Raw genomic sequence first — 20,639 nt, 5'->3', positions numbered from 1 at the left:
TCTTACCGGCCTCTCACCAGGACCACGCCGGGGGCTTACCCCTTACCGCAACCGTGGCCCGATGCCGGACCGGCCGGCCACGGCGACGGGCCCCGCCCAAAGGGCCCCGGGAAGACACCGAATGAAGATCACCCTCCTGCTGCACAACGCCTACGCCATCGGCGGCACCATCCGCACCACCTTCAACCTGGCCGCGGCCCTCGCCGGCCGGCACGACGTCGAGATCGTCTCGATGATGCGGCACCGCGAGGTCCCGCGGTTCACCCTGGACCCACGGGTGCGGCTGGTGCCCCTGGTGGACACCAGGGTCGGCAGCGACGACATGGCGGATCCGCTCTTCGGCGAGCCCGCCCGGGACTTCCCCGCCACCGAGAAGCGGCACCACCAGTACAGCCGGCTGACCGATGTCCGGGCGGCGCGATTCCTGCGCACGACGGACGCGGACGTGCTGATCGGCACCCGCCCCGGCATCAATGTCTACCTCGCCCGCTTCGGCCCGCGCCGGGCCCTGCGGATCGCCCAGGAGCATCTGCGGCACGATGCGCACGGCAAGCGGCTACGGGCCGAACTCGCCCGCCACTACCGGACGCTGGACGCCGTGGTCACCACCACCGAGGCCGATGCGGCGGTCTACCGCGCGCGGATGCCGCTGCCGGGCGTGCGGGTACTGGCCGTGCCCAACATCGTGCCGGCGCCGGACGCCGCGCCCTCCGACGGCACCTCGACGGTGATCGCCGCGGCCGGCCGGCTGGTCCGCGGCAAACGCTTCGACCTGCTGATAGAGGCGTTCTCCGCGGTCGCCGCCAAGCACCCCCAGTGGCGGCTGCGGATCCACGGCGGCGGCGCCGAGCGGGCGCAGCTCCAGGAACTGATCGACGGGCTGGGTCTCGGCGGGCGGGCGGAGCTGACCGGGCCGCGCTCGCCGATCGAGGCGGAGTTCGCCAAGGCGTCGATCGTCGCGTCGGCCTCGGACGCCGAATCGTTCGGCATGACCCTCGTCGAGGCGATGCGCTGCGGTGTACCGGTCGTCAGCACCGACTGTCCGCTCGGCCCTGCCGAGATCATCGACAACGGCGGGAACGGGCTGCTGGTGCCGCTCGGCGACGGGGAGGCGCTGGCCGCCGGACTGCTGGAGCTGGTCGAGGATCCGGCGCGGCGCCGCCGGATGGCCGGTGCGGCGCTGGCGAGCGCCCGCCGCTACGACCCGGAACCGATCGCCGAGCGCTATCGGCTGCTCTTCGAGGAGCTGCGGGCCACGCGGCGCAGCCGGGCGGCGCGGCGCGCCCTGGGCCTGGCCCGCCGGCGCGTACGGGCGCTGCTGCGGCGGATCCGGCGGCCGGGCGGCGCGGCGGGCTGAGCCGCAACCCGAGCGGGCGGGGCCGGTCCGGTCGGCGGGACCGGCCCCGCCCCCTGCCCCCGGTCCCTCCCGCTTGCCCCCGGACCCCGCCAACACATCGTTTCCGTAGGGAACTTCGCCGCCGCAATCTGGCGTCTCGGACCATGAACATGCTGAACTGCTGGAACTCTCAGGATGCTTCGAGCAGTTGACTCAGATGACGCTTCGCATCGGGGATCCGGAGCGCAGGTCCGATCGGCAGGAGGCCGCGCATGCTGCATGGTGTCGATGTCAGCTCGTACAACACCTCGTATTCCACCGCGGGGTTGGACTTCGTATTCGTCAAGGCCACCGAGGGCCGCTCCTACATCAACCCGCATCAGTCGTCGCAGGCGGCGAAGGCCCGTAAGGCGGGCTGCGTGGTCGGCTTCTACCACTTCCTGTGGCCGGGGAACATCGCGGCGCAGGCCAGATACTTCGTCGAGAAGTGCGCCTCGGTGCAGGGCGACATCCTCGCCGCCGACTGGGAGCGCACCGGGGAGGGGACCTACGCGAGCAACGCGCAGAAGGACCAGTTCCTGCTGGAGGTCAAGAAGCTGCGGCCCACGCACCGCGTGATGCTCTACTGCAACCGCGATTTCTGGCTCAATCACGACACCACGTCGTATGCCGCGGACGGACTGTGGATCGCCGATTACGTCTCCGCCGGGCACCCCCGGATCAAGGCGAAGTGGCGCATCCACCAGTACACCGACCGGCCGCTGGACAAGGACGTCGCGGACTTCGAGAGCAAGGCCGCGCTCAAGAAATGGGCGCACCCGGCATAAGGTTTCCTCCATTGGCATTATTCGTACGATCGGGCGACCGGCACGACGAGCGGTGCCGGTACCCGCACGACCCGTACCGCACCACGTACGACCAGCCCCACGCACGACCCGCACCACACGTACCACCAGCACCACGCGCACGATCAGCGCACGGCAGACACAGACCAGAGGAGCAGCCGTGACCGACCCGGCGGACAAGGCCCTGCAGGAGGAGATCGCCCGGGATCTCCAGGTGAGCGCGTCCTTCGACGCCGAGCGGGAGATCGAGCGCCGGGTGACGTTCCTCACGGAGCGGCTGACGTCCACCGGTCTGCGGTCGCTGGTGCTGGGCATCAGCGGGGGCGTCGACTCCACGACCGCGGGCCGGCTGTGCCAGCTCGCCGTGGAGCGGGCCCGCGCCGCCGGGCACGACGCCACGTTCTTCGCGATGCGGCTGCCGTACGGCGTCCAGGCGGACGAGAAGGACGCGCAGCTGGCGCTGGAGTTCATCCGCGCCGACAAGGAGCTGACCGTCGACATCCGCCCCGCGAGCGATGCGGCGCTGGCGGCGGCGGTGGACGGCGGCATCGCCTTCCGTGACGCGCACCACCAGGACTTCGTCCAGGGCAACATCAAGGCCCGGCAGCGCATGATCGCGCAGTATGCGGTCGCCGGCGCCCATGACGGCCTGGTCGTGGGCACCGACCACGCGGCCGAGGCGGTCTCCGGCTTCTTCACGAAGTTCGGCGACGGCGCGGCCGATGTCGTCCCGCTCACCGGGCTGACCAAGCGCCGGGTGCGCGCCGTGGCGGAGGTCCTCGGCGCACCGGGCGAGCTGGTGTGGAAGGTCCCGACGGCCGACCTGGAGACGCTGGACCCGGGCAAGCCCGACGAGGACGCGCTCGGGGTGAGCTACGACCAGATCGACGACTTCCTGGAGGGCGGGACGGTCGACGCCGCCGCCTTCCAGGCGATCGTGCGCCGCTACCGCCTCACCGAGCACAAGCGGGTCCTGCCCATCGCTCCCTGAGGGCTCCGCGCCCCCATCTGTCATCGCCCGTCCAGGCGCCGGTCACCGCAGCGGTGGTAAACCGTGGGCCCGGGCGGGAATGCATGCGGCCATGGGAAGCCGCGAAGTGCGATCTCAAGATCAATTGTCAGTGGGGGCGCCTACTCTCCGAGGCATGGGTTACGCAGACCTGCGCGAACTCCAGACCGCGCTGACCACCGCCTCCGACATTGCCTCCGCCCTCCAGCACGCGCCGACCCGGCGCGACGCAGACCAGCTCGTCGACGTCCTGCGCCGGGCGCTGACCGTCGCGGGCGCGCTGGGCGCCGAGACCAGCCCGACGGGCTGCGCCGACCACCCCAATGGCGCGGTCGACCCCTTGTACGGCGACCCAGAGGATCCGCTTCCGCCGGGCTACGGCAAATGCCTGCTGTGCAACGACCGGCGACGCCGGGCGGACGCCCAGCATCCGCATCCGCATCTGCGCCGGCGCCGCCCCCATCTGCAGCTGCACGGCCGGCCACGGCAGAGCGCTTGAGGCCGGGCGCCTGAGACGGGGCCTATTGAGGCAGGGCGCTCGATGCCGTGCGCTCGATGCCCAGCGCTGAGGCCGCGGCATCCGGGCCCGGCGGCCGCGAGCCGCGCGGCGCCCCGCCGCGCGGCTTTCCGCCCTACTCCTCCGCGCTCTCGGTCCGCCGCTCCGGCCGGCGCAGCGCGATCCGCCCCAGTACCGCGGCCACGGCCAGCGCGACGACGGCGAGCAGAACGGCGTCCGGTACGCCGTTCCCGATCCGCGTCGCCCATTCCTCCAGCCCGAATTCGGCGTCCGCGTCGAGCACACCGGGCAGCGCGCCGGCCCCGCCGAAGAGCAGGAAGAGCACGCCGATGCCGATGAAGAAGGCGCCGGACACAACGGACGTGGTGTGCAGCTGCAGCCTGCCGACGGTGAAGGCCCGGCCGCGCAGCCAGCCCCGGCTGCCGAGCCGGAAGCGGTCCCACAGCAGCGCGAGCACGAACAGCGGCAGCGCCATGCCGAGCGCGTAGACGGCGAGCATCGAGGCGCCGTAGACCGGCGAGCCGCTGACCGCCGTCACCGTCAGCACGGCGCCCAGGATCGGGCCCGCGCAGAAGCCCGTCAGGCCGTAGACGCAGCCGAGGAGGAAGGTGGAGAAGGCCGAGCGCGGGGTGATCCTGGCCGCGGCGGCCTGGGCGCGCCGGGAGGCGAAGCCCAGGCCCAGGATCTGGGCGAGGCCCATCGCGATGACGACCCAGCCGCCGATGGTGGTCAGCAGATCGCGGTGGCCGTTGAACAGCCGGCTGGCCGCCGTGCTCGCCGCGCCGAGCGGGACCAGCGTGGTGGCGAGCCCCAGATAGAAGACGCCGGTACGGGCCAGCAGCCGCCCGGGGTTGGCGAGCGAGTAGGCGAAGAAGGCCGGCAGCAGCAGCGCGCTGCACGGGCTGAGCAGGGCGAGTACGCCGCCCAGGAACGCCGCGAGGTAACCGATGTCCGTCACTTCCCGGCCGCCTCCTTCTTCGCCGCCCGCGCCGCCGCGTCCCGGACGGCCTGTGCGAAGACCTCGGTGGGCTGGGCCCCGGAGACCGGCCGGCCGTTGATCAGGAACGACGGCGTGGACTGCACCCCGAGGCCGTAGCCCTCGTCCTGGTCCCGCTTCAGTGCCCGCTCGGCGGCCGCGCTCTTCATGTCCGTACGGAACTTGCCGAGGTCCGGCACCCCGCTCGCGCGCGCCATGTCGACGAGCTTGTCCTCGGCCAGCGCATCGCCCTTGCGGGTCGTGGCGTACAGCTCGTCGTGCAGCTGCCAGAACCTGCCCTGCTGCCCGGCGGCCCAGGAGGCGCGGGCGGCGCGCTCGGAGTCGGCGCCGTAGATGGTGAAGTTACGGAACTCGATGCGCAGGGTGCCCGCGTCGACGTACTTCTTGATCAGCTCGGGCTGGGTCTCGCGGGTGAAGCGGCCGCAGAACGAGCACTGGTAGTCGGCGTATTCGACGAGGACGACCGGGGCGTCCTTCTTGCCGACGGCGAGCGGATCGCCGCCCTCGCGCCTGCTGGTCCGCCGGGCGAGGTCATCGAACATCTTCTGCTGTGCGGGGTCCTCCTGGGGAGGCCCCGAGGCGGCGGCCCGCGGCGCGCCGGCGCCGCCGCCGTCACGACCGCCCTCGACGGCCTTGCCGACGGCGACGGCCACGGCGAGCACGGCCACCACGAGGGCCACGATCGCGCCGATGGCGGCCAGTTTGCGGGTGGGAGAGGCGGTGGGAGAGGCGGTGGGAGCGGGCGGGTGGGACTTGGGCATGCGAAAGCTCCAGAGGTACGTACGGAGAGGAAAGGTGAGGCCGGTCGTCGGGTGCGACGGCCTAGATCCGCAGTACGGGAAGGAGCGCGGTGTGGTCGGTGGCGGGCGCGCTGCCGGTGGGCGGCCGGGCCAGCGCGAACTGCGCGGCGGCGTCGACGGCGAGCGGCGCGGGGCCGGTGGCGGCGGGCGCCAGGGGCTCGGCGCGGTGCGGGGTGGGCAGCGGCGCGGACTCGTTGGGCGCCGGGGCGTGCTGGTTCGAGCAGCGCTTGGGGGCGTCGGCGACGGCGAGGGGCGCGTCGGCGGCGTCCGGCCGGCCGGGTGCGGAGGCGGCCGTGCGTGCCGCCGAGGCGGCCGCCATGGCCAACGGGCCCGCCGGCCGGTCCTGGTCGCCGCCGGTCCGGCACAGCATCGGCCCGAAGGTGACCGCGAGGAGAAGCAGCAGCGTCATCGCCGGTGAGCGGCGTACACGGTGCAGCTGCGGATGCCCGGACATGTCCTCCCCTCCGGATGCCTGGCGCGCGAGTAGGAACTGCCCATCCTACGGACCGCCGGCCGCGCACCGGGGCGCCCGGGGCCCCGGCGCCGTATCAGCGGTCGCCGACCCGCATCTCGAACCAGGTCGTCTTGCCGCGCGGCAGCAGATCCACGCCCCAGCGGTCGGAGAGCTTGTCGACGAGGAAGAGGCCGCGGCCGCTGGTGTCCATCTCCTGCACCGGCATCAGGCACGGCAGTCCGCGGGAGGGGTCGCGCACCTCGATGCGGATCCAGCCGCGGCGGCGCAGCATGCGCAGCGCGAAGCAGCGGGCGCCGGTGTGCCGTACGGCGTTTCCGACCAGCTCGGAGACGAGGAGAATGCCGTGCTCGGCGAGCTGCGGGCTCAGGGACCACTGCTTGAGGAGGACGCAGCCGGTCAGCCGCCGGGCGATGCGCGCGGACTGGGGGCGCGAGGGCAGTCGTACCTCGTCGAGCGTCGGATCGCCGATCAGTTCGAGTCCGGAGAGCGGGCCGTTCGGCACCGGCGTCGCCGGCGCTCCGTCCGCACCGGGGGTGTCCCAGCGTGCGGCGGCCGTGCCGCTCCGCGGCCGCGGCTGCTCCATACCTTCGAGGCCCGCCATGCCCCCATCATGGCTGCTACTGGGCGGTCACGGTGGAGGAACCGACGGAATCCGTTGTCCGGAATCGTCGATTCCTACCTCCCGCGAGACATATGCCAACGGCAGTCAAGGCTCCGGCGCACCCAACTGACCTGCGCGAACGCGCAGCGGACGGAAGGTCATCCGCCGACGTCGACAAGGTGCCCTTAAGTCTGGATTAAGTTTTCCGCAATTCGCCCACACGAGGCATCACGTCCCGGCCAAACACCATGCGCCTCGTCAACACCAGGCGTTTCAGCGGAACTTGGCCTTGCCCGGGCCCTCCTCGACGAAGCTGCGCATTCCGGTCTCCCGGTCCTCGGTCGCGAAGAGCCCCGCGAACCAGTTCCGTTCGATCGTCAGGCCGGTGTCGATGTCCGTCTCCAGACCCGCATCGACGGATTCCTTGGCGGCCCGCAGCGCGAGCGCCGGGCCGGCCGCCAGCCGGGACGCCCAGGCGTGTGCCCGCTCGTAGACCTCGGCGGCGGGCACCACCTGGTCGACGAGGCCGATGGTCAGCGCCTCGTCGGCCTTGACGTGCCGTCCGGTGAAGATCAGGTCCTTGGCCTTGGACGGGCCCACCAGCCGGGCCAGCCGCTGGGTGCCGCCGGCGCCCGGGATGAGGCCGAGCAGGATCTCGGGCTGGCCGAGCTTGGCATTGTCGGCCGCGATCCGGACATCGGCGCAGAGCGCCAACTCGCAGCCGCCGCCCAGCGCATAGCCGGTGATCGCGGCGACCACCGGCTTGGGGATCCGGGCCACGGCGGTGAACGAGTCCTGCAGGGCCTTCGAGCGGACGACCATGGCCGCGTGGTCCATGGCCTGCATTTCCTTGATGTCCGCACCGGCCGCGAACACCTTCTCGCCACCCCAGATCACCACGGCGCGCACATCGTCGCGGCGGGTGGCCTCCTCGGCCAGCTCGCGCAGCCGGTCCTGGGTGGCGATGTCCAGTGCGTTCATCGGCGGGCGGTCCAGGCGGATGGTGCCGACGCCGTCGGCGACCTCGAGGTTCACAGTCATGAGGAAAGGTTAGTCCCCGTTAACGGCGGTGGGCCCGGTGCGCTGCGTCACAGTGCACCGGGCCCGCCGCCGTCAGGAAGCGCTCGGGGGCCGCTACTGCCCGGCCTTCCACTTCTCCCAGGAGAGGTTCCAGTCGCTGAAGCCGTTGTCCGGCTGAATCGTCTCGTCGTGCGAGTTCTTGACGATGACCACATCGCCGATGCGGGAGTTGTTGAAGAACCACGCCGCCGGGGTCGAACTGTCGCCGCCGCCGCGCTGGTCGAACAGGCCCACACAGCCGTGGCTGGCGTTACGGGTGCCGAACGTCGGCCTGCCGGACCAGTAGTTGCCGTGGATGAACGTGCCGGACGTGCTCAGCCGCATGGCGTGCGGCACGTCCTTGATGTCGTACTCGCCGCCGAAGCCGACGGTGTCGCCGTTCATCCGCGTCACCGGATGCTTCTCGCTGATCACCATCTGGCCGTTGTAGGTCTCGGTGCCCGGCGCGCCGGAGGTGATCGGGATGGTCTTGATCTTCTTGCCGTCGCGGACCACGGTCATCATCTTCGACCTGGCGTCGACGGTGCTCACCTGGCTGCGGCCGATGGTGAACGAGACCTCCTTGGCCTGGGTGCCGTAGACGCCGGGGCGGCCCTCGACGCCGTTGAGGTCGAGCTTGAGGGTGACCTTGGTGCCGGCCGCCCAGTACTTCTCGGGGCGGAAGTCGAGGCGGTCGTTGCCGAACCAGTGGCCCTCGACCGGTACGGACGGCTTCGCCGTGACCTTGATGGCGTCCTCGACGGCCTTGGGGTCCGTGATGCCGCGGGTGAAGCGGATGGAGACCGGCATCCCGACGCCGACCTGCTGGCCGTTCTCGGGGCTGTACCGGCCGATGAAGGTGTTCTTGGGGACGAGGGTGGTGAACGTGGAGTGCTCGGCGGCCTCGCGGCCCCGGCTGTCCACCGCCACCGCGTCGACGGTGTACTCCGTCGAGGCGCCCAGATGGCCGCTGGGCTGCCACCGGGCACCGCCGCCGGATATCTTCCCGGCGACCTCATTGCCCTTGCCGTCCTTGACCACGACGGACTTCAGCCGGCCCTTGTCGGCGGTCACCTTCAGCGCGCCGCTGGTGGCGACGTCGTCCGCGCCGTCCTTGGGAGCAATCGTTACTGCGGCCCGCGAAGCGGCCTTGTCGCCGCCCGCCTTGCCGGCCGGCTTCTTCTCCGCGGCGTCGCCGCCGCACGCGGTCACCAGCAGCAGCATCGAGCCGAGCACCAGGGCGAGCGCACCGCCCCCCTTGTGTGGCCACCGCCGCCGGCGAGCCGGCTCCCCCGCATTCGGCTGCACATTCACGACTGGCCCCTTTTCCCCTCGCACGGCCGCGGTCCCCCGCGCGCGGACGCGCCGCGCGCTTGCCGTTAGATAACCACACGGCGGTGACGGCGAACTCCCCGCCGATGTCACCGTTCCGTCCCAAGTACCCGGCACATGTCGCACGTACCCGGGATCCGTCGCACGTACCGGGGACGACCGCGGCGGCCGCGGGCGCGAGTCCCCGCCCGCGCCCCGTCTCAGCCCACCGCGCTGCCGCGCCGCCACCTCTCCCACGGCATGTTCCAGCCGCCGAGACCGTTGTCCGGCGCGAGGGTGCCGCCCCGGGAGTGGCGCACTTTGACGGTGTCGCCGACGATCGAGTGGCGGAACAGCCAGCCGGCCGGGGTGGCGCGGCCGCCGCCCTTGATGTCCCTGAGGCCCACGCAGCCGTGGCTGGTGTTGGCGCCGCCGAAGACCCGGGGCCGCGCCCAGTAGTTGCCGTGCAGAAAGGTCCCGGACCTGGTGAGGCGCATCGCATGCGGTACGTCCGGGATGTTGTACTCGCCGCCGAAGCCGACGGTGAGCCCGCTCATCCGGGTCACCGAGCGGCGCTCCAGGATCACCATCTTCCCGTTGTAGGTGGGGTTCTCGACGTCGCCCGCGGTGACCGGGAAGGTGGCCGACACCCGCCCGCCGGTGCGCACCGTCAGGGTGTGCCGGGCGGCGTCGACGGTGGTGATCTGGTCGCGGCCGACGCGGTAGTGGATCGTTTTGCGCTGCGTGCCGTATGTGTTCGGCCCGGCCCGCACACCGCGCAGCCGCAGGTCGACGGAGATGTCGGTGCCCGGCTTCCAGCGTTTACGGGGCCTGAAGTCCAGCCTCCGGTCGCCGAACCAGTGGGGGGCGATCTCGACGGCGGGGCGGGCGGTCACCGTGACGGCGCGTGCGACGGCCGCGCGGTCGGCGATCGGCCGGTTGAACTCCAGCGAGACGATCATGCCGGTGCCGACGGTGGTGCCGTCCTCGGGCGAGAAGAAGCCGGCGAACCGGCCACGGGGCACGGAGGTGGTGAAGGTGGTGTGGCGGGCGGAGCGGTGGCCGGCGGTGTCCAGGGCCACCGCGTCGACGGTGTACCGGGAGCCGGGGGTGAGCGCGCCGCCCGCCGGGCGCCAGAACAGCCCGTCGGGCGAGATCCGGCCGGCGACCCGCTGCCGGCCCGCGTCCCCGGTCCGCTGGACCTCGACGCGCTCCAGCCGCCCGGCGGGCACCCGCACCTCGAGCCGGCCGCCGGCCCGTACGCCGTGCGCGCCGTCGCGCGGGACGACCCGGATCGCCGGCTCCGGGGCGGGCGGCTTGTCGCCGCCGCTCCCGTCCGAAGAGCCGCAGCCGACGGGCAGCACCGCGGCCATCAGAACGCCCAGGACGACGAGGGCGGTACGGGAACGGCGGCACACCCGCGTGCGTACCCGCGCCGGTGCCCCTGCGCCGGCCGGGCCATGGGGCGGGCCCTGAGCCGGGTCTTCGGCCAGGACCGTCGCCGGCCCCTTCGCCGGATCCTTCACTGAGCGCATCTCACCGCCGGTCATGTGCCGCATTGTGGCGGAAGATTGCGGAACGATGCGGAATGTTAACCCGCGGAATGTCACCAGATGTCACCGGCCCGCCAAGACGGCCCCACGCCGACGGGAAACGTGAGGCAACGCCCGGTTGCGGGCAGAACAACGGGGAGGGCGGAGACACGAACGCACGGCCGGGACTCCCCCAGCCCACGCTGGGGGGGTTCCCGCCTGCACGGGCCGCCGCCCGACCGAGCCATGAGCCCCAGGAGGCCGGCACGTGTCGAGCGCACCCGAGCAGGAGACGGTCGAGGACGGACCACTCGCCCCGCCCGCCGTCATCCGCCCCGGCAGCCCCACGCCCCTCGGGGCCCGTTACCGCACGGCCCCCGACGGCGTCGCGGGCACCAACTTCGCCCTGTGGGCGGGTGGCGCCGAGGCCGTGGAGGTCTGTCTCTTCGACGACGAGGAACGCGAGACGCGCCATCCGCTCACCGAACTGACCCATGAGATCTGGCACGGCTTCCTGCCCGGCGTGCGCCCCGGGCAGCGCTACGGCTACCGGGTGCACGGCCGCTGGGACCCCTGGTCCGGTGCCCGCTGGAATCCGGCCAAGTTGCTGCTCGACCCGTACGCCCGGGCCGTGGACGGTGACTTCGGCACCTGTACGGAGAGGGTGGGCGCCGGGCGCGCGCTGCCCGCCCAGCTCTACGGTCACGTCCGCGACTGGCCGGAGCAGCGGGTCGCCGACACGGTGCGCGACGACCGCGATTCGGCGCCGTACGTCCCCAAGGGCGTGGTCGTCGCCGATGGCACGGGCGAGGAAGGGGATGACGGGGGTGACGACGAGTGGCGGGACGACCGCCGGCCCAAGACGCCCTGGCCGGATTCCGTCCTCTACGAGCTGCATGTGCGCGGCTTCACCATGCGCCACCCCGGCATCCCGGAGCATCTGCGCGGCACCTACGCGGGGCTGGCGCACCCCGCCGCGCTGGAACACCTGGTCCGGCTCGGCATCACCGCCGTCGAGCTGCTGCCGGTCCACCAGTTCGCGCACGAGGACCACCTGGTGCGCCGGGGGCTGCGCAACTACTGGGGGTACAACTCCATCGGCTACTTCGCGCCGCACGCCGGATACGCCGCCACCGGCACCCGCGGCCAGCAGGTCGGCGAGTTCAAGCGCATGGTGCGGGCGCTGCACGACGCCGGGATCGAGGTCATCCTCGACGTCGTCTACAACCACACGGCGGAGGCCGGCGAAAGGGGCCCCACGCTCTCCCTCCGGGGCATAGACAACCGCGGCTACTACCGCCTCGCGGGCGACGCCCGCCGCTACGCCGACTACACCGGCTGCGGCAACACCCTGCATGTCGTCCAGCCCAACGTCCTGCGCCTGATCACCGATTCGCTGCGGTACTGGGTCACCGAGATGGGCGTGGACGGCTTCCGCTTCGACCTCGCCGCGGCGCTGGCCCGCTCCCTGCACGACGTGGACATGCTCTCGCCGTTCCTCGCCGTGATCGCACAGGATCCGGTGCTGCGCCGCGTCAAGCTCATCGCCGAGCCCTGGGACGTGGGCTCCGGCGGCTATCAGGTCGGCGCCTTCCCGCCCCTGTGGACGGAGTGGAACGACCGCTACCGCGACACCGTCCGCGACTTCTGGCGCGGCGCCCAGCGCGACGTCCGCGACCTGGGCTACCGCCTCTCCGGCTCCAGCGACCTCTACGCCTGGGGCGGCCGCCGCCCCTACGCCTCCGTCAACTTCATCACCGCGCACGACGGCTTCACCCTGCGCGACCTGGTCACCTACGAGCACAAGCGCAACGCCGACAACGGCGAGAGCAACCGCGACGGCACGCACGACAACCGGTCCTGGAACTGCGGCACCGAGGGCGAGACCGACGAACCCGCCGTCACCGCCCTGCGCCGCCGCCAGCTCCGCAACCTCCTGACCACCCTCCTCCTGTCCACCGGCGTGCCGATGCTGGTCGCCGGCGACGAAATGGGCCGCACCCAGCACGGCAACAACAACGCCTACTGCCAGGACAACACCACCAGTTGGCTCGACTGGTCGCTGCTCGACGACCCGCACTGGCGGCCGCTGGCCGACCTCGCGGCCCGCCTCATCGCGCTGCGCCGCGCCCATCCCGTACTGCGCCGCCGCGCCTTCTTCTCCGGACGGCCGCAGCGGCGGGGCGGGCTGCGCGATCTGGCGTGGTTCACCGCCGGCGGTACGGAGATGACCGAAAAGGACTGGTACGCGCCGGGGGCCACCCTGGGGATGTACCTCTCCGGCAACGACATCGCGCAGCGCGATGCGCGCGGCATCCGCGTCGTCGACGACAGCTTTTTCGCCGTATTGCACGCGGACCCCCACCCCCGGCCCGTCGCCCTGCCCGGCGCGCCCTGGGCGGCGTCGTACGAGCTCCTCCTGGACACCGCGCGGGAGGAGCAGCCGGTGGCGGGGGCACCCGGGCCCCGGCATCCGGCGGGCTGCACGGTCACCGTGCCGGGGCGGACGGTGATGCTGTTCCGGGCGGTGCCGGGCTGAGGCGGGGCGGGGTGCGGTGCCTTGCGCGCCCCGCTTTCCGCGGCTGCTTTCCGCCCCGCGTTCGGCGGCTGCTTTCGGCTCCCCGCGGCTTCCGCGTGGCGAAAACCGCATGAGCATTGTCAGTGATGCGCCTTACGCTCGCGAGTGTGGCCGATACCGCACAGACGACGCCCGAACACCCGACCCCTGCCGACGCCACGACGCCGACCCGTCCGCCGGCCGACGCGCAACGCTCCGCGGTGCGCTCGCTGTTGCGCCTGTGGCCGTTCGTCCGCCCGGTGCGGGTGCGGTTCTTCATGGCCGCGGTCGTGGCGGTGGTCGCGTCCTGCATCGGACTGGTGATCCCGCTGGTCCTCAAGTGGCTGGTGGACGGGCCGGTGACGGCGCGCGATCCGGGCGGCGTGTGGCTGGGCGGCGGGTATCTGCTGGTGCTCGGGCTCGCCGAGGCGGGGCTGTTCGGGCTGCGGCGCTGGCTGGTGGCGCGGCCGCTCGCCTCGGTCGAGGCAGCGATGCGTGAGGCGCTCTACCGCCGACTCCAGCGGCTGCCGGTCGCCTTCCATGACCGCTGGCCCTCCGGCCAGCTGCTCTCGCGCGCCACGACGGACCTGTCCCTGCTGCGCCTCTTCCTCGCCTTCCCGCTGATATTCCTGCTGGTCAACGGCACGACGATCGTGGTGGGCTGTGTGATTCTGCTGGTGCAGCGCTGGTCGCTGGGGCTGGTGCTGCTCGCCCCCGTGCTGCCCCTGATGGTGCTGTGCTCGGTCTTCGAGGCCAAGTACGCGCTCGCCGCCCGTCGGACCCAGGACCAGCTGGGCGATCTGGCGACGGTGGTCGAGGAGTCGGTGCTCGGCATCCGGATCATCAAGGGCTTCGGCCGCCATCGCAGCCAGGCCCGCGCGTTCCGGGACCTGACGCGCCGGGTCCGTACGACCGAACTCCACAAGGCGCGGCTGCTGGCCTGGATCTGGGGCTTCATCACCACGCTCCCGGAGATCGCGATCGGCACGGCCCTGGTGCTGGGCACGCTCCAGGTGGCCGACGGCGCGCTGTCCGCCGGCACCCTCGTCGCCTTTCTCTCCACGGCGCTGGCGCTGCGCTGGCCGGTGGATTCCATCGGCTTCCTGCTGGCCCTGAGCAATGAAGCGGCGACGGCCACGGACCGGTACTTCGAGGTCATGGACGAGGAGACCGTGCCGGAGGAAGGTACGGGCCGCGCGGCGGATCCCGAGGCGGAGCCCAAGGCCGGGCCCAAGGCCGGGCCCCAGGGCGCCCCGGCGGCGGCCCCCGTGAGCGGGCCCCCCGGCGAGAGGGGCGGTCTGCGCTTCGAGGGCGTCGAGTTCCGCTACCCCGACGCCCCGGCCGGCGTCCCTCCCACCCTCCGCGGCATAGACCTGCACATCCGTTCCGGCGAGACCATGGCCCTGGTCGGCGCCACCGGCAGCGGGAAGACGACCCTGACGGCGCTGGTGCCGCGGCTCTACGACCCCACCGCGGGCCGGATCACCCTCGACGGCCGGGATCTGGCGACGCTCCGCCGGGACGAGGCGCGCGCGCTGGTGGCGATGGCCTTCGAGGAGCCGACCCTGTTCTCGGCGACGGTCGCGGACAACGTCCTGATGGCCCGCAGCGGCTCCGACGACACCCAAGAGACCGAGCTTCTCAGGGCGTTGGGGGTGGCGCAGGCCGAAGGATTCGTGCGCGCCCTGCCCGAGGGCACCGCCACCCAGGTCGGCGAGCAGGGCCTGAGCCTGTCCGGCGGACAGCGGCAACGACTCGCGCTGGCCCGCGCCGTGGTCGGCCGCCCCCGCTTCCTGATCCTCGACGACCCGCTCTCCGCGCTCGACGTCCACACCGAGGCCCTCGTCGAGGCGGCCCTGCGCCAGGTGCTGGCCACCACCACCGCCCTGGTCGTCGCCCACCGGCCGTCCACGGTCCTGCTCGCCGACCGGGTGGCGCTGCTCTCCGGCGGCCGGATAACCGCCGTCGGCACCCACCACGAACTGCTCCGGGACAACGCCGAGTACGCCGCGCTGATGTCCGGCGACGCCGGCCGCCGCGAGAGGGAGGAGGCCCGATGACGACCACCACGACCAACGCACCCGCCGACGGCCAGGAAGACCCGCACCCGGACCGGGACGCGGCCGCACCGGGACAGCATCCCGCCCCCGGCTCCCCCGACGCGGCGGACGCCGCCGACGCCGATGCCTTCGAACGGGACGTACTCCCCACCCCCCGGGGCGCCTCGCGCACCCTCCTGCGTTCGCTGCTGGCGCCGCACAAGCGCCGCGTCCTGCTCACGGCCGTCGTGCTGCTGCTCCAGCAGGCCGCCGTCCAGGCCGGCCCGCTGATCGTCGCCTACGCCCTCGACCGCGCGGTGCCGGCGCTCCGGGCGGACGACTACGGACCGCTGATCACGGTGGCGGTGGCGGCCGGGCTCTGCGCCGCCGTCTCCGGCGGCCTCCAGTTCGCCTTCATCCTCTTCTCGGCCCGGGTCAGCCAGGACGTCCTGCTCGACCTGCGCGGCCGGATCTTCCGCCACGGCCAGGCCCTGAGCCTCGATTTCCACGAGCGCTACACGTCCGGCCGGCTGATCTCCCGGGCCACGACCGACGTCGAATCGCTGCGCGAACTCCTCGACGAGGGCCTCCAGGAACTGATCACCGTCGTCCTCCAGACCTTCTACATCACCGCGACCCTCATCTACCTGGACGGCGGCCTCGGCGCCGCGGCCATCGCCTCCGCCGGGCCGCTGTACCTCCTCGTGCGCTCCTACCAGCGCCGCTCCCGGCGCGTCTACAGCACGAAGTCCACCGCCACCGCCGCCCTCATCGTGAAGTTCACCGAGACCATGAACGGCATCCGCCCGGTGCAGGCGTTCCGCCGCGAGCGCCCCAACGACGCCGCGTTCACCCAGCTGAACCGCCGTCACGAGCGGGTCAACGGCGATGCCATCCTGGAGATGGCCCGCTATGTCGTCTCCTCCCGGACGGTGGCCAATATCGCGGTGGCGGCGATCGTCCTGTGGGGCGCCTACCGCGTCGCCGTCGGCGGTCTCGCGCTCGGCGTGCTCGCCGCCGCGGCGCTCTATCTCCGCCGCCTCTACGACCCCATCGACCGCCTGGGAATGTTCCTCAACTCCTATCAGTCCGCGGCCGCTTCTCTGGAGAAGATCGCCGGGCTGCTCGCCCAGCGGCCCTCCGTCCCCGAGCCCGCCCAGCCGCTTCCGCTGCCCGCCGTCGCGGCCGAGCGTCCCGGCCGGGAGGCCGCCTTCCACGGCGTACGCTTCGCCTACCGCACCGGCGGCGAGGTGCTGCCCCGCTTCGATCTGACCCTCGCGGCCGGCACGACCGTCGCCGTGGTCGGCGCCACCGGAGCGGGCAAGTCCACCCTCGCCAAGCTGCTGGCCCGCTTCTACGACCCCACCGAGGGGCGGATCCTCCTCGACGGCGTCGACCTGCGCGACCTCTCCGCCGCCGAGCTGCGCCGCGGTGTCGTCATGGTCACCCAGGAAGCGTTCCTCTTCTCCGGCACGGTCGCCGACAACATCGCCGTCGGCCGCCCCGAGGCCACCCGCGAGGAGATAGAACGCGCCGCCAAGGCCATCGGCGCCCATGACTTCATTGCCGCCCTGCCGGACGGCTACGACACCGACGTCCGCAAACGCGGCGGCCGCATATCCGCCGGCCAACGCCAGCTGGTCGGCTTCGCGCGGGCCCTGCTCGCCGACCCGTCGGTGCTCATCCTGGACGAGGCCACCAGCTCCCTGGACATCCCCGGCGAGCGCGCGGTGCAGCGCGCCATGGACACCGTCCTGCGCGACCGCACGGCCGTCGTCATCGCCCACCGCCTGTCCACGGTCGAGACGGCCGACCGGGTCCTGGTCATGGCCGACGGCCGCGTGGTCGAGGACGGCCCGCCCGGCGAACTCATCGCCGACCGGGGCCGGTTCGCGGATCTGCACCAGGCATGGCGGGAGAGCGTGGGGTAGGCACAACGGATGCACCGTCCACGTCTCGATGCGCGGTGCCGCCTGAGGACGCGCGGTGAAGGAGAGACCGGGTCACCCGGCCCGGATCAGGCGGCCTGTCCTTCCGCGGCATCGTCTCCCGCGGCCAACCAGGGCATCCGATGGACGAGGACGTCGCGCATCCTGGTGAGAGCCGCGATCTTCTCCTCCAGTTCGGCCACCCGTCGTGCGCCGACGACGTAGCCCTCGGCGCACGACGGCGAGTACGCGAACACCTCGGGCAGATCGGTGTCGAGGTAGCGCACGAAGGACTTCACGTCCTCGACGGTGAACCCGGAGGCCAGCAGGGCACGGATGTTACGGACCCGGGTCACCGCGCCCGGGCGGTACACGCGATAGCCGGACGTCTTCCGCTCGGACTCCAGGAGCCCCTGTTCCTCGTAGTAGCGCAGGGCGCGGGTCGTGGTCCCCGCCGTCGCGGCCAGTTCGCCGATCAGCAATACAGCCACCTCCGGACCCGTTGTACACCTTCACGCGTACGTCAAGGTCAACTCCCCATCCGGACCACCGTCTTCCCGGTGTATCTGCCCCGGACGAGATCGAGCAGCGCCTGCGGCGCGCTCGCCAGCCCGTCGACCACCGTCTCGTCATAGACGATCGACCCCTCGCGCAGCCAGTTGCGGAACTGCTCGCCGAACTCCGCAGCCCGGTCCAGGTGGTCCCACAAGGTGAAACCACGGATGGTCAGACGCTTGCCGAGGACGCTCAGCAGATCGCCGGGACCGTCGTCCGGGCGGGCCGTGCGCTGCCGGTTGAGCGCTCCGCAGACCGCGATGCGCCCGTGCACGTTCATCACCTCCACGGCCGCCCGCAGCTGCTCGCCGCCCACATTGTCGAAGTAGACGTCGATGCCGTCCGGGGCCGCTTCGCGCAGCCGGTCGAGGACAGGACCGTCGTGGTAGTCGAAGGCCGCGTCGAAGCCGAGCCTCCCGGTCAAGTGGGCCGCCTTCGCCGGCGAACCGGCGCTGCCGATCACCCGGGCCGCTCCCTTGAGCCGGGCGATCTGACCGGCCATGCCTCCCGTCGCCCCTGCCGCGCTGGACACGAAGACGGTGTCGCCGGGCCGCAGCTGGGCCGCTTCCATGAGCCCGACGTAGGCGACCAGCCCGAACCCGAGGTGCAGAGAAGGAGACGGGTAGGCCGCCCTGTCGACGCGGCGGAACGCAGCCGCCGCGGCCACCGCGTAGTCCCGCCAGCCCAGCCGGTGCACCACCAGGTCCCCCTCGCTGAGCGAGGGATCAGCCGAGGCGATCACCTCACCGACCGCGTCCCCGTACATCGCCGCGCCGATCTCGTAGCGCGGCGCCGGCAGCGGGGAGTCGCCACCCATCAGCAGGAGCATGCCGGGGTCGAGCGACATGAACAGGTTGCGCACCAGCACCTGGCCCGCCGCCGGATCCGGGACGGTGACCTCGACGATCTCGAAGTCGTCGAGAGCGGGAAGCCCATCGGGCCGTGCGACGAGTCGGGCCTCCAGGCCCGCGCGAGGACTGGAGTTTCCGGACGACGCCGCGCTCTTCAGGGATGAGTTCATGACGCCGACGCTAGGGATTGACCCATGGGTGAAGGTCAACCCGTCCGACGGGACGCCGCTGATCGGCGTTCGCCGCACCACGGAAACGGGCGGCACCCGGCGGCGGACCACACGGACGGGTGGTTTGCGGTTGACGGCTCCTTCCAGGAGCCGGTGTGCGGCTACTTCTGGGCCGTTCGGGCGTGCACGCCTGCCCGGCCATCCGCCCGTTGTACCGCCGCCCGCGCACCCCGCGCCGGACCCCCGGAGATGCCTATGACCAGCCCCGTCCTCGCCGGCCCGGATTCCCTGCTGCGCCGCGGCCTCGGTGAGTGGCGCATCGCCCTGGTGGCCTGGCGGCTGCTGGTGCTGCAGAACGCGCACCCCGTCGTCGCGGCCGGCGCCGACCGGTTCTCCACCTACCGGGCCCACCCCTGGCGCCGCATGGAGCACACCATGGACAGCGGCAGGCGCCTGTTCTTCTCCGACCGCGACGGCCTTCACCGCGAGATCGCCCGGCTGGAACGCACCCACCGCCGCATCCGCGGCACCGACGACAAGGGAAGGCCCTTCTCGGCGGAGGACCCCGAGGTGCGCGTCTGGGTGCTGGTGACGTTGTACGAGTCGGTCACGGCCATGCGTGAGCTGTGCGGCGACCCCTATTCCCCCGACGAACTCGACCGGCTGTACGGCGAGTTCCGGTCCGTGTGCGCGGACTTCGGACTGCCCGATGCCCTCTTTCCACCGACCGCCGCCGACGTTCCCGCGTATGTCGAGCGCACCATCCGCGAAGAGCTGGAGTACAGCACGGCGGTGCGCTACCTGCTGTACGAGATGCTGCACGAGGCGCCCGCGCCCGGTCGGCTCGGGCCGTTGCGGCCGGCCTGGCCGCTGCTGCGCACGCTCGCCGCGCACACGCTTCGCGCGCTCACCCTCGCCGACCTGCCGCCCGCCTTCCGGGAAAAGTTCGCGCTGCCCCGCACCCGCCATGCCGCCGCGCTGTCCTGGGTCCTGCACCACGGCATGCGCCAGGTGATGCCCCGTCTGCCGGAGCGGCTGCGCTACCGCATTCCGCCCACCGGCACCGCAGCGTCCGCGCCGCCCGCCGGGGGCGGCGTCGCCCCGGCCACTGGGCGGGTGCCGCGGCCCCGCCGCCCGCGTCGCCCCGACGCGCGCCCGGCGCGGGTGGACGCGTTCTTCCGGCAGGTCCTCGACCAGACCGGTGACGGGCGCATCGACGCCGCCGACCTGCAAGCCATGGCCCACAACGTCTGCTGGCAGCTGGAACTCACGCCCGAGCGGGAGGCCGAGGTGTACGACGCCTTCGAGACCTGGTGGCAGCACATGCGCGCCACCATGGACACCGACGACGACGGACACATCGACCGCACCGAGTTCGTACAGGCCGTGACGGCGGGCGTCGACCGCGACCCGGACTACCTCGACAAGGGCCTGCACATCGCGGTGCGTGCCCTCTTCCGCGCTGCCGACAGCGACGGCGACGGCCATCTGAGCCCCGACGAGTACCGCGCCGTCTTCGGCGGCTCCCGCGTCCACCCCGCCGAGCTCAACCACGGCTTCCGGCAGCTCGACACCGACGGCGACGGCCGGATCACCGAGGAGGAATTCGTCCGCGGCTTCACGGAATACTTCACCGCCCGAACCGACATCGCCGCAGGCAGCCGACTGCTCGGACGGCCCTGACCCGCTGCCGGTGCGGATAGCCCGCCGGCCGCAGGCACCGCCGCTGCGCACCGCGCCCGGATTCCGGCGAGTGCGCCGCAGGAGCCGGTGCTCACGAAGGTGAGGTACGTGCGCCGGGTCCGACGGGCCCCGCCTGCGCCGGGCAGTTGCCGGTGATCGCGCGTCGCGGCCTTCAGGGTCGTGCGTGGACCTTCGCGACCTTGGCCCCGGCGCCATCGCGCCGCCCCCGGAGCGCCACGGCCGGTCCGGCGGGGGGGGGGGGGGGGCGGGGCGGGGGGGGGGGGGGGCGCCCCCCCCCCCCCCCCCCGCCCGGCCCCCCCCCCCCCCCCCCCCCCGGGCGGGCCCCCCACCCCCCGGGGGCCCGCCCCCCACAC

General features: G+C 72.6%; 17 protein-coding genes. 8 read left to right on the top strand and 9 right to left on the bottom strand.

Translation table 11 applies throughout. The features are described from left to right. Positions 1-121: 121 nt before the first annotated feature. The 4 genes from ACIRPT_RS19525 to ACIRPT_RS19510 all read left to right on the top strand — a co-directional run bounded on the left by ACIRPT_RS19525 (position 122) and on the right by ACIRPT_RS19510 (position 3,689). Positions 122-1,357 (top strand): glycosyltransferase family 4 protein, encoded by a 1,236-nt coding sequence (locus ACIRPT_RS19525; RefSeq protein WP_403828507.1) that lies wholly within the window; start codon positions 122-124, stop codon positions 1,355-1,357. 251 nt (positions 1,358-1,608) lie between these two features. Next, a complete protein-coding gene (locus ACIRPT_RS19520; RefSeq protein ID WP_403501841.1) occupies positions 1,609-2,163 on the top strand; it encodes a GH25 family lysozyme in 555 nt (184 codons plus the stop codon). 178 nt (positions 2,164-2,341) lie between these two features. After that, positions 2,342-3,172, top strand: coding sequence for an ammonia-dependent NAD(+) synthetase (gene nadE / locus ACIRPT_RS19515; RefSeq protein WP_403828504.1), 831 nt, complete (start codon positions 2,342-2,344; stop codon positions 3,170-3,172). A 154-nt stretch (positions 3,173-3,326) separates the two neighbouring features. Then, entirely contained in the window at positions 3,327-3,689 is a 363-nt protein-coding gene (locus ACIRPT_RS19510; protein WP_403501838.1) for a hypothetical protein, read from the top strand. Positions 3,690-3,822: 133 nt separating this feature from the next. On the opposite strand, the gene ACIRPT_RS19505 is transcribed toward ACIRPT_RS19510, so the two are convergent. The 7 genes from ACIRPT_RS19505 to ACIRPT_RS19475 all read right to left on the bottom strand — a co-directional run bounded on the left by ACIRPT_RS19505 (position 3,823) and on the right by ACIRPT_RS19475 (position 10,323). Next, positions 3,823-4,665 carry a cytochrome c biogenesis CcdA family protein gene (locus ACIRPT_RS19505; protein ID WP_403828502.1) on the bottom strand — a complete coding sequence of 281 codons (843 nt, stop codon included), beginning with the start codon at positions 4,663-4,665 and terminating at the stop codon, positions 3,823-3,825. Then, on the bottom strand, positions 4,662-5,465 hold the full coding sequence (locus tag ACIRPT_RS19500) for a DsbA family protein (RefSeq protein ID WP_403828500.1): 804 nt from the start codon (positions 5,463-5,465) through the stop codon (positions 4,662-4,664). Before ACIRPT_RS19500 ends, ACIRPT_RS19505 begins: the two co-directional genes overlap by 4 nt. Positions 5,466-5,526: 61 nt before the next feature. Next, complete coding sequence (locus tag ACIRPT_RS19495; RefSeq protein WP_403828498.1) at positions 5,527-5,958, bottom strand: hypothetical protein; 432 nt, start codon at positions 5,956-5,958, stop codon at positions 5,527-5,529. A gap of 94 nt (positions 5,959-6,052) precedes the next feature. After that, a complete protein-coding gene (locus tag ACIRPT_RS19490; protein WP_403501828.1) occupies positions 6,053-6,580 on the bottom strand; it encodes an ATP-binding protein in 528 nt (175 codons plus the stop codon). A gap of 273 nt (positions 6,581-6,853) precedes the next feature. Then, positions 6,854-7,621 (bottom strand): enoyl-CoA hydratase/isomerase family protein, encoded by a 768-nt coding sequence (locus tag ACIRPT_RS19485; protein WP_403828496.1) that lies wholly within the window; start codon positions 7,619-7,621, stop codon positions 6,854-6,856. 93 nt (positions 7,622-7,714) lie between these two features. Then, complete coding sequence (locus ACIRPT_RS19480; RefSeq protein WP_403828494.1) at positions 7,715-8,953, bottom strand: Ig-like domain-containing protein; 1,239 nt, start codon at positions 8,951-8,953, stop codon at positions 7,715-7,717. A 218-nt stretch (positions 8,954-9,171) separates the two neighbouring features. Then, on the bottom strand, positions 9,172-10,323 hold the full coding sequence (locus ACIRPT_RS19475) for an Ig-like domain-containing protein (protein ID WP_403828647.1): 1,152 nt from the start codon (positions 10,321-10,323) through the stop codon (positions 9,172-9,174). Positions 10,324-10,750: 427 nt separating this feature from the next. Here ACIRPT_RS19475 and glgX point away from each other — a divergent pair, with 427 nt between their 5' ends. The 3 genes from glgX to ACIRPT_RS19460 all read left to right on the top strand — a co-directional run bounded on the left by glgX (position 10,751) and on the right by ACIRPT_RS19460 (position 17,009). Further along, positions 10,751-13,021 (top strand): glycogen debranching protein GlgX, encoded by a 2,271-nt coding sequence (glgX, locus tag ACIRPT_RS19470; RefSeq protein ID WP_403828492.1) that lies wholly within the window; start codon positions 10,751-10,753, stop codon positions 13,019-13,021. 146 nt (positions 13,022-13,167) lie between these two features. Continuing rightward, entirely contained in the window at positions 13,168-15,099 is a 1,932-nt protein-coding gene (locus tag ACIRPT_RS19465; RefSeq protein WP_403828490.1) for an ABC transporter ATP-binding protein, read from the top strand. Next, entirely contained in the window at positions 15,096-17,009 is a 1,914-nt protein-coding gene (locus ACIRPT_RS19460) for an ABC transporter ATP-binding protein (RefSeq protein ID WP_403828488.1), read from the top strand. The genes ACIRPT_RS19465 and ACIRPT_RS19460 overlap by 4 nt, the downstream gene beginning before the upstream one ends. An 86-nt stretch (positions 17,010-17,095) precedes the next feature. Here the strand turns inward: ACIRPT_RS19460 and ACIRPT_RS19455 are convergent, their stop codons facing one another. Both ACIRPT_RS19455 and ACIRPT_RS19450 read right to left on the bottom strand, forming a co-directional pair. Then, positions 17,096-17,497, bottom strand: coding sequence for a MerR family transcriptional regulator (locus ACIRPT_RS19455; RefSeq protein WP_403828486.1), 402 nt, complete (start codon positions 17,495-17,497; stop codon positions 17,096-17,098). Positions 17,498-17,535: 38 nt separating this feature from the next. Further along, entirely contained in the window at positions 17,536-18,582 is a 1,047-nt protein-coding gene (locus ACIRPT_RS19450; protein WP_403828484.1) for an NADP-dependent oxidoreductase, read from the bottom strand. Positions 18,583-18,837: 255 nt separating this feature from the next. Between ACIRPT_RS19450 and ACIRPT_RS19445 the strand changes: the two genes are divergently transcribed. Beyond that, on the top strand, positions 18,838-20,265 hold the full coding sequence (locus ACIRPT_RS19445; RefSeq protein WP_403828482.1) for an oxygenase MpaB family protein: 1,428 nt from the start codon (positions 18,838-18,840) through the stop codon (positions 20,263-20,265). The last annotated feature ends 374 nt before the right edge of the window (positions 20,266-20,639 follow it).

This window comes from Streptomyces sp. NPDC101227 (genome assembly GCF_044767545.1).
Lineage (GTDB): Bacteria > Actinomycetota > Actinomycetes > Streptomycetales > Streptomycetaceae > Streptomyces.
This window is presented reverse-complemented; position numbering and strand designations above follow the sequence as displayed.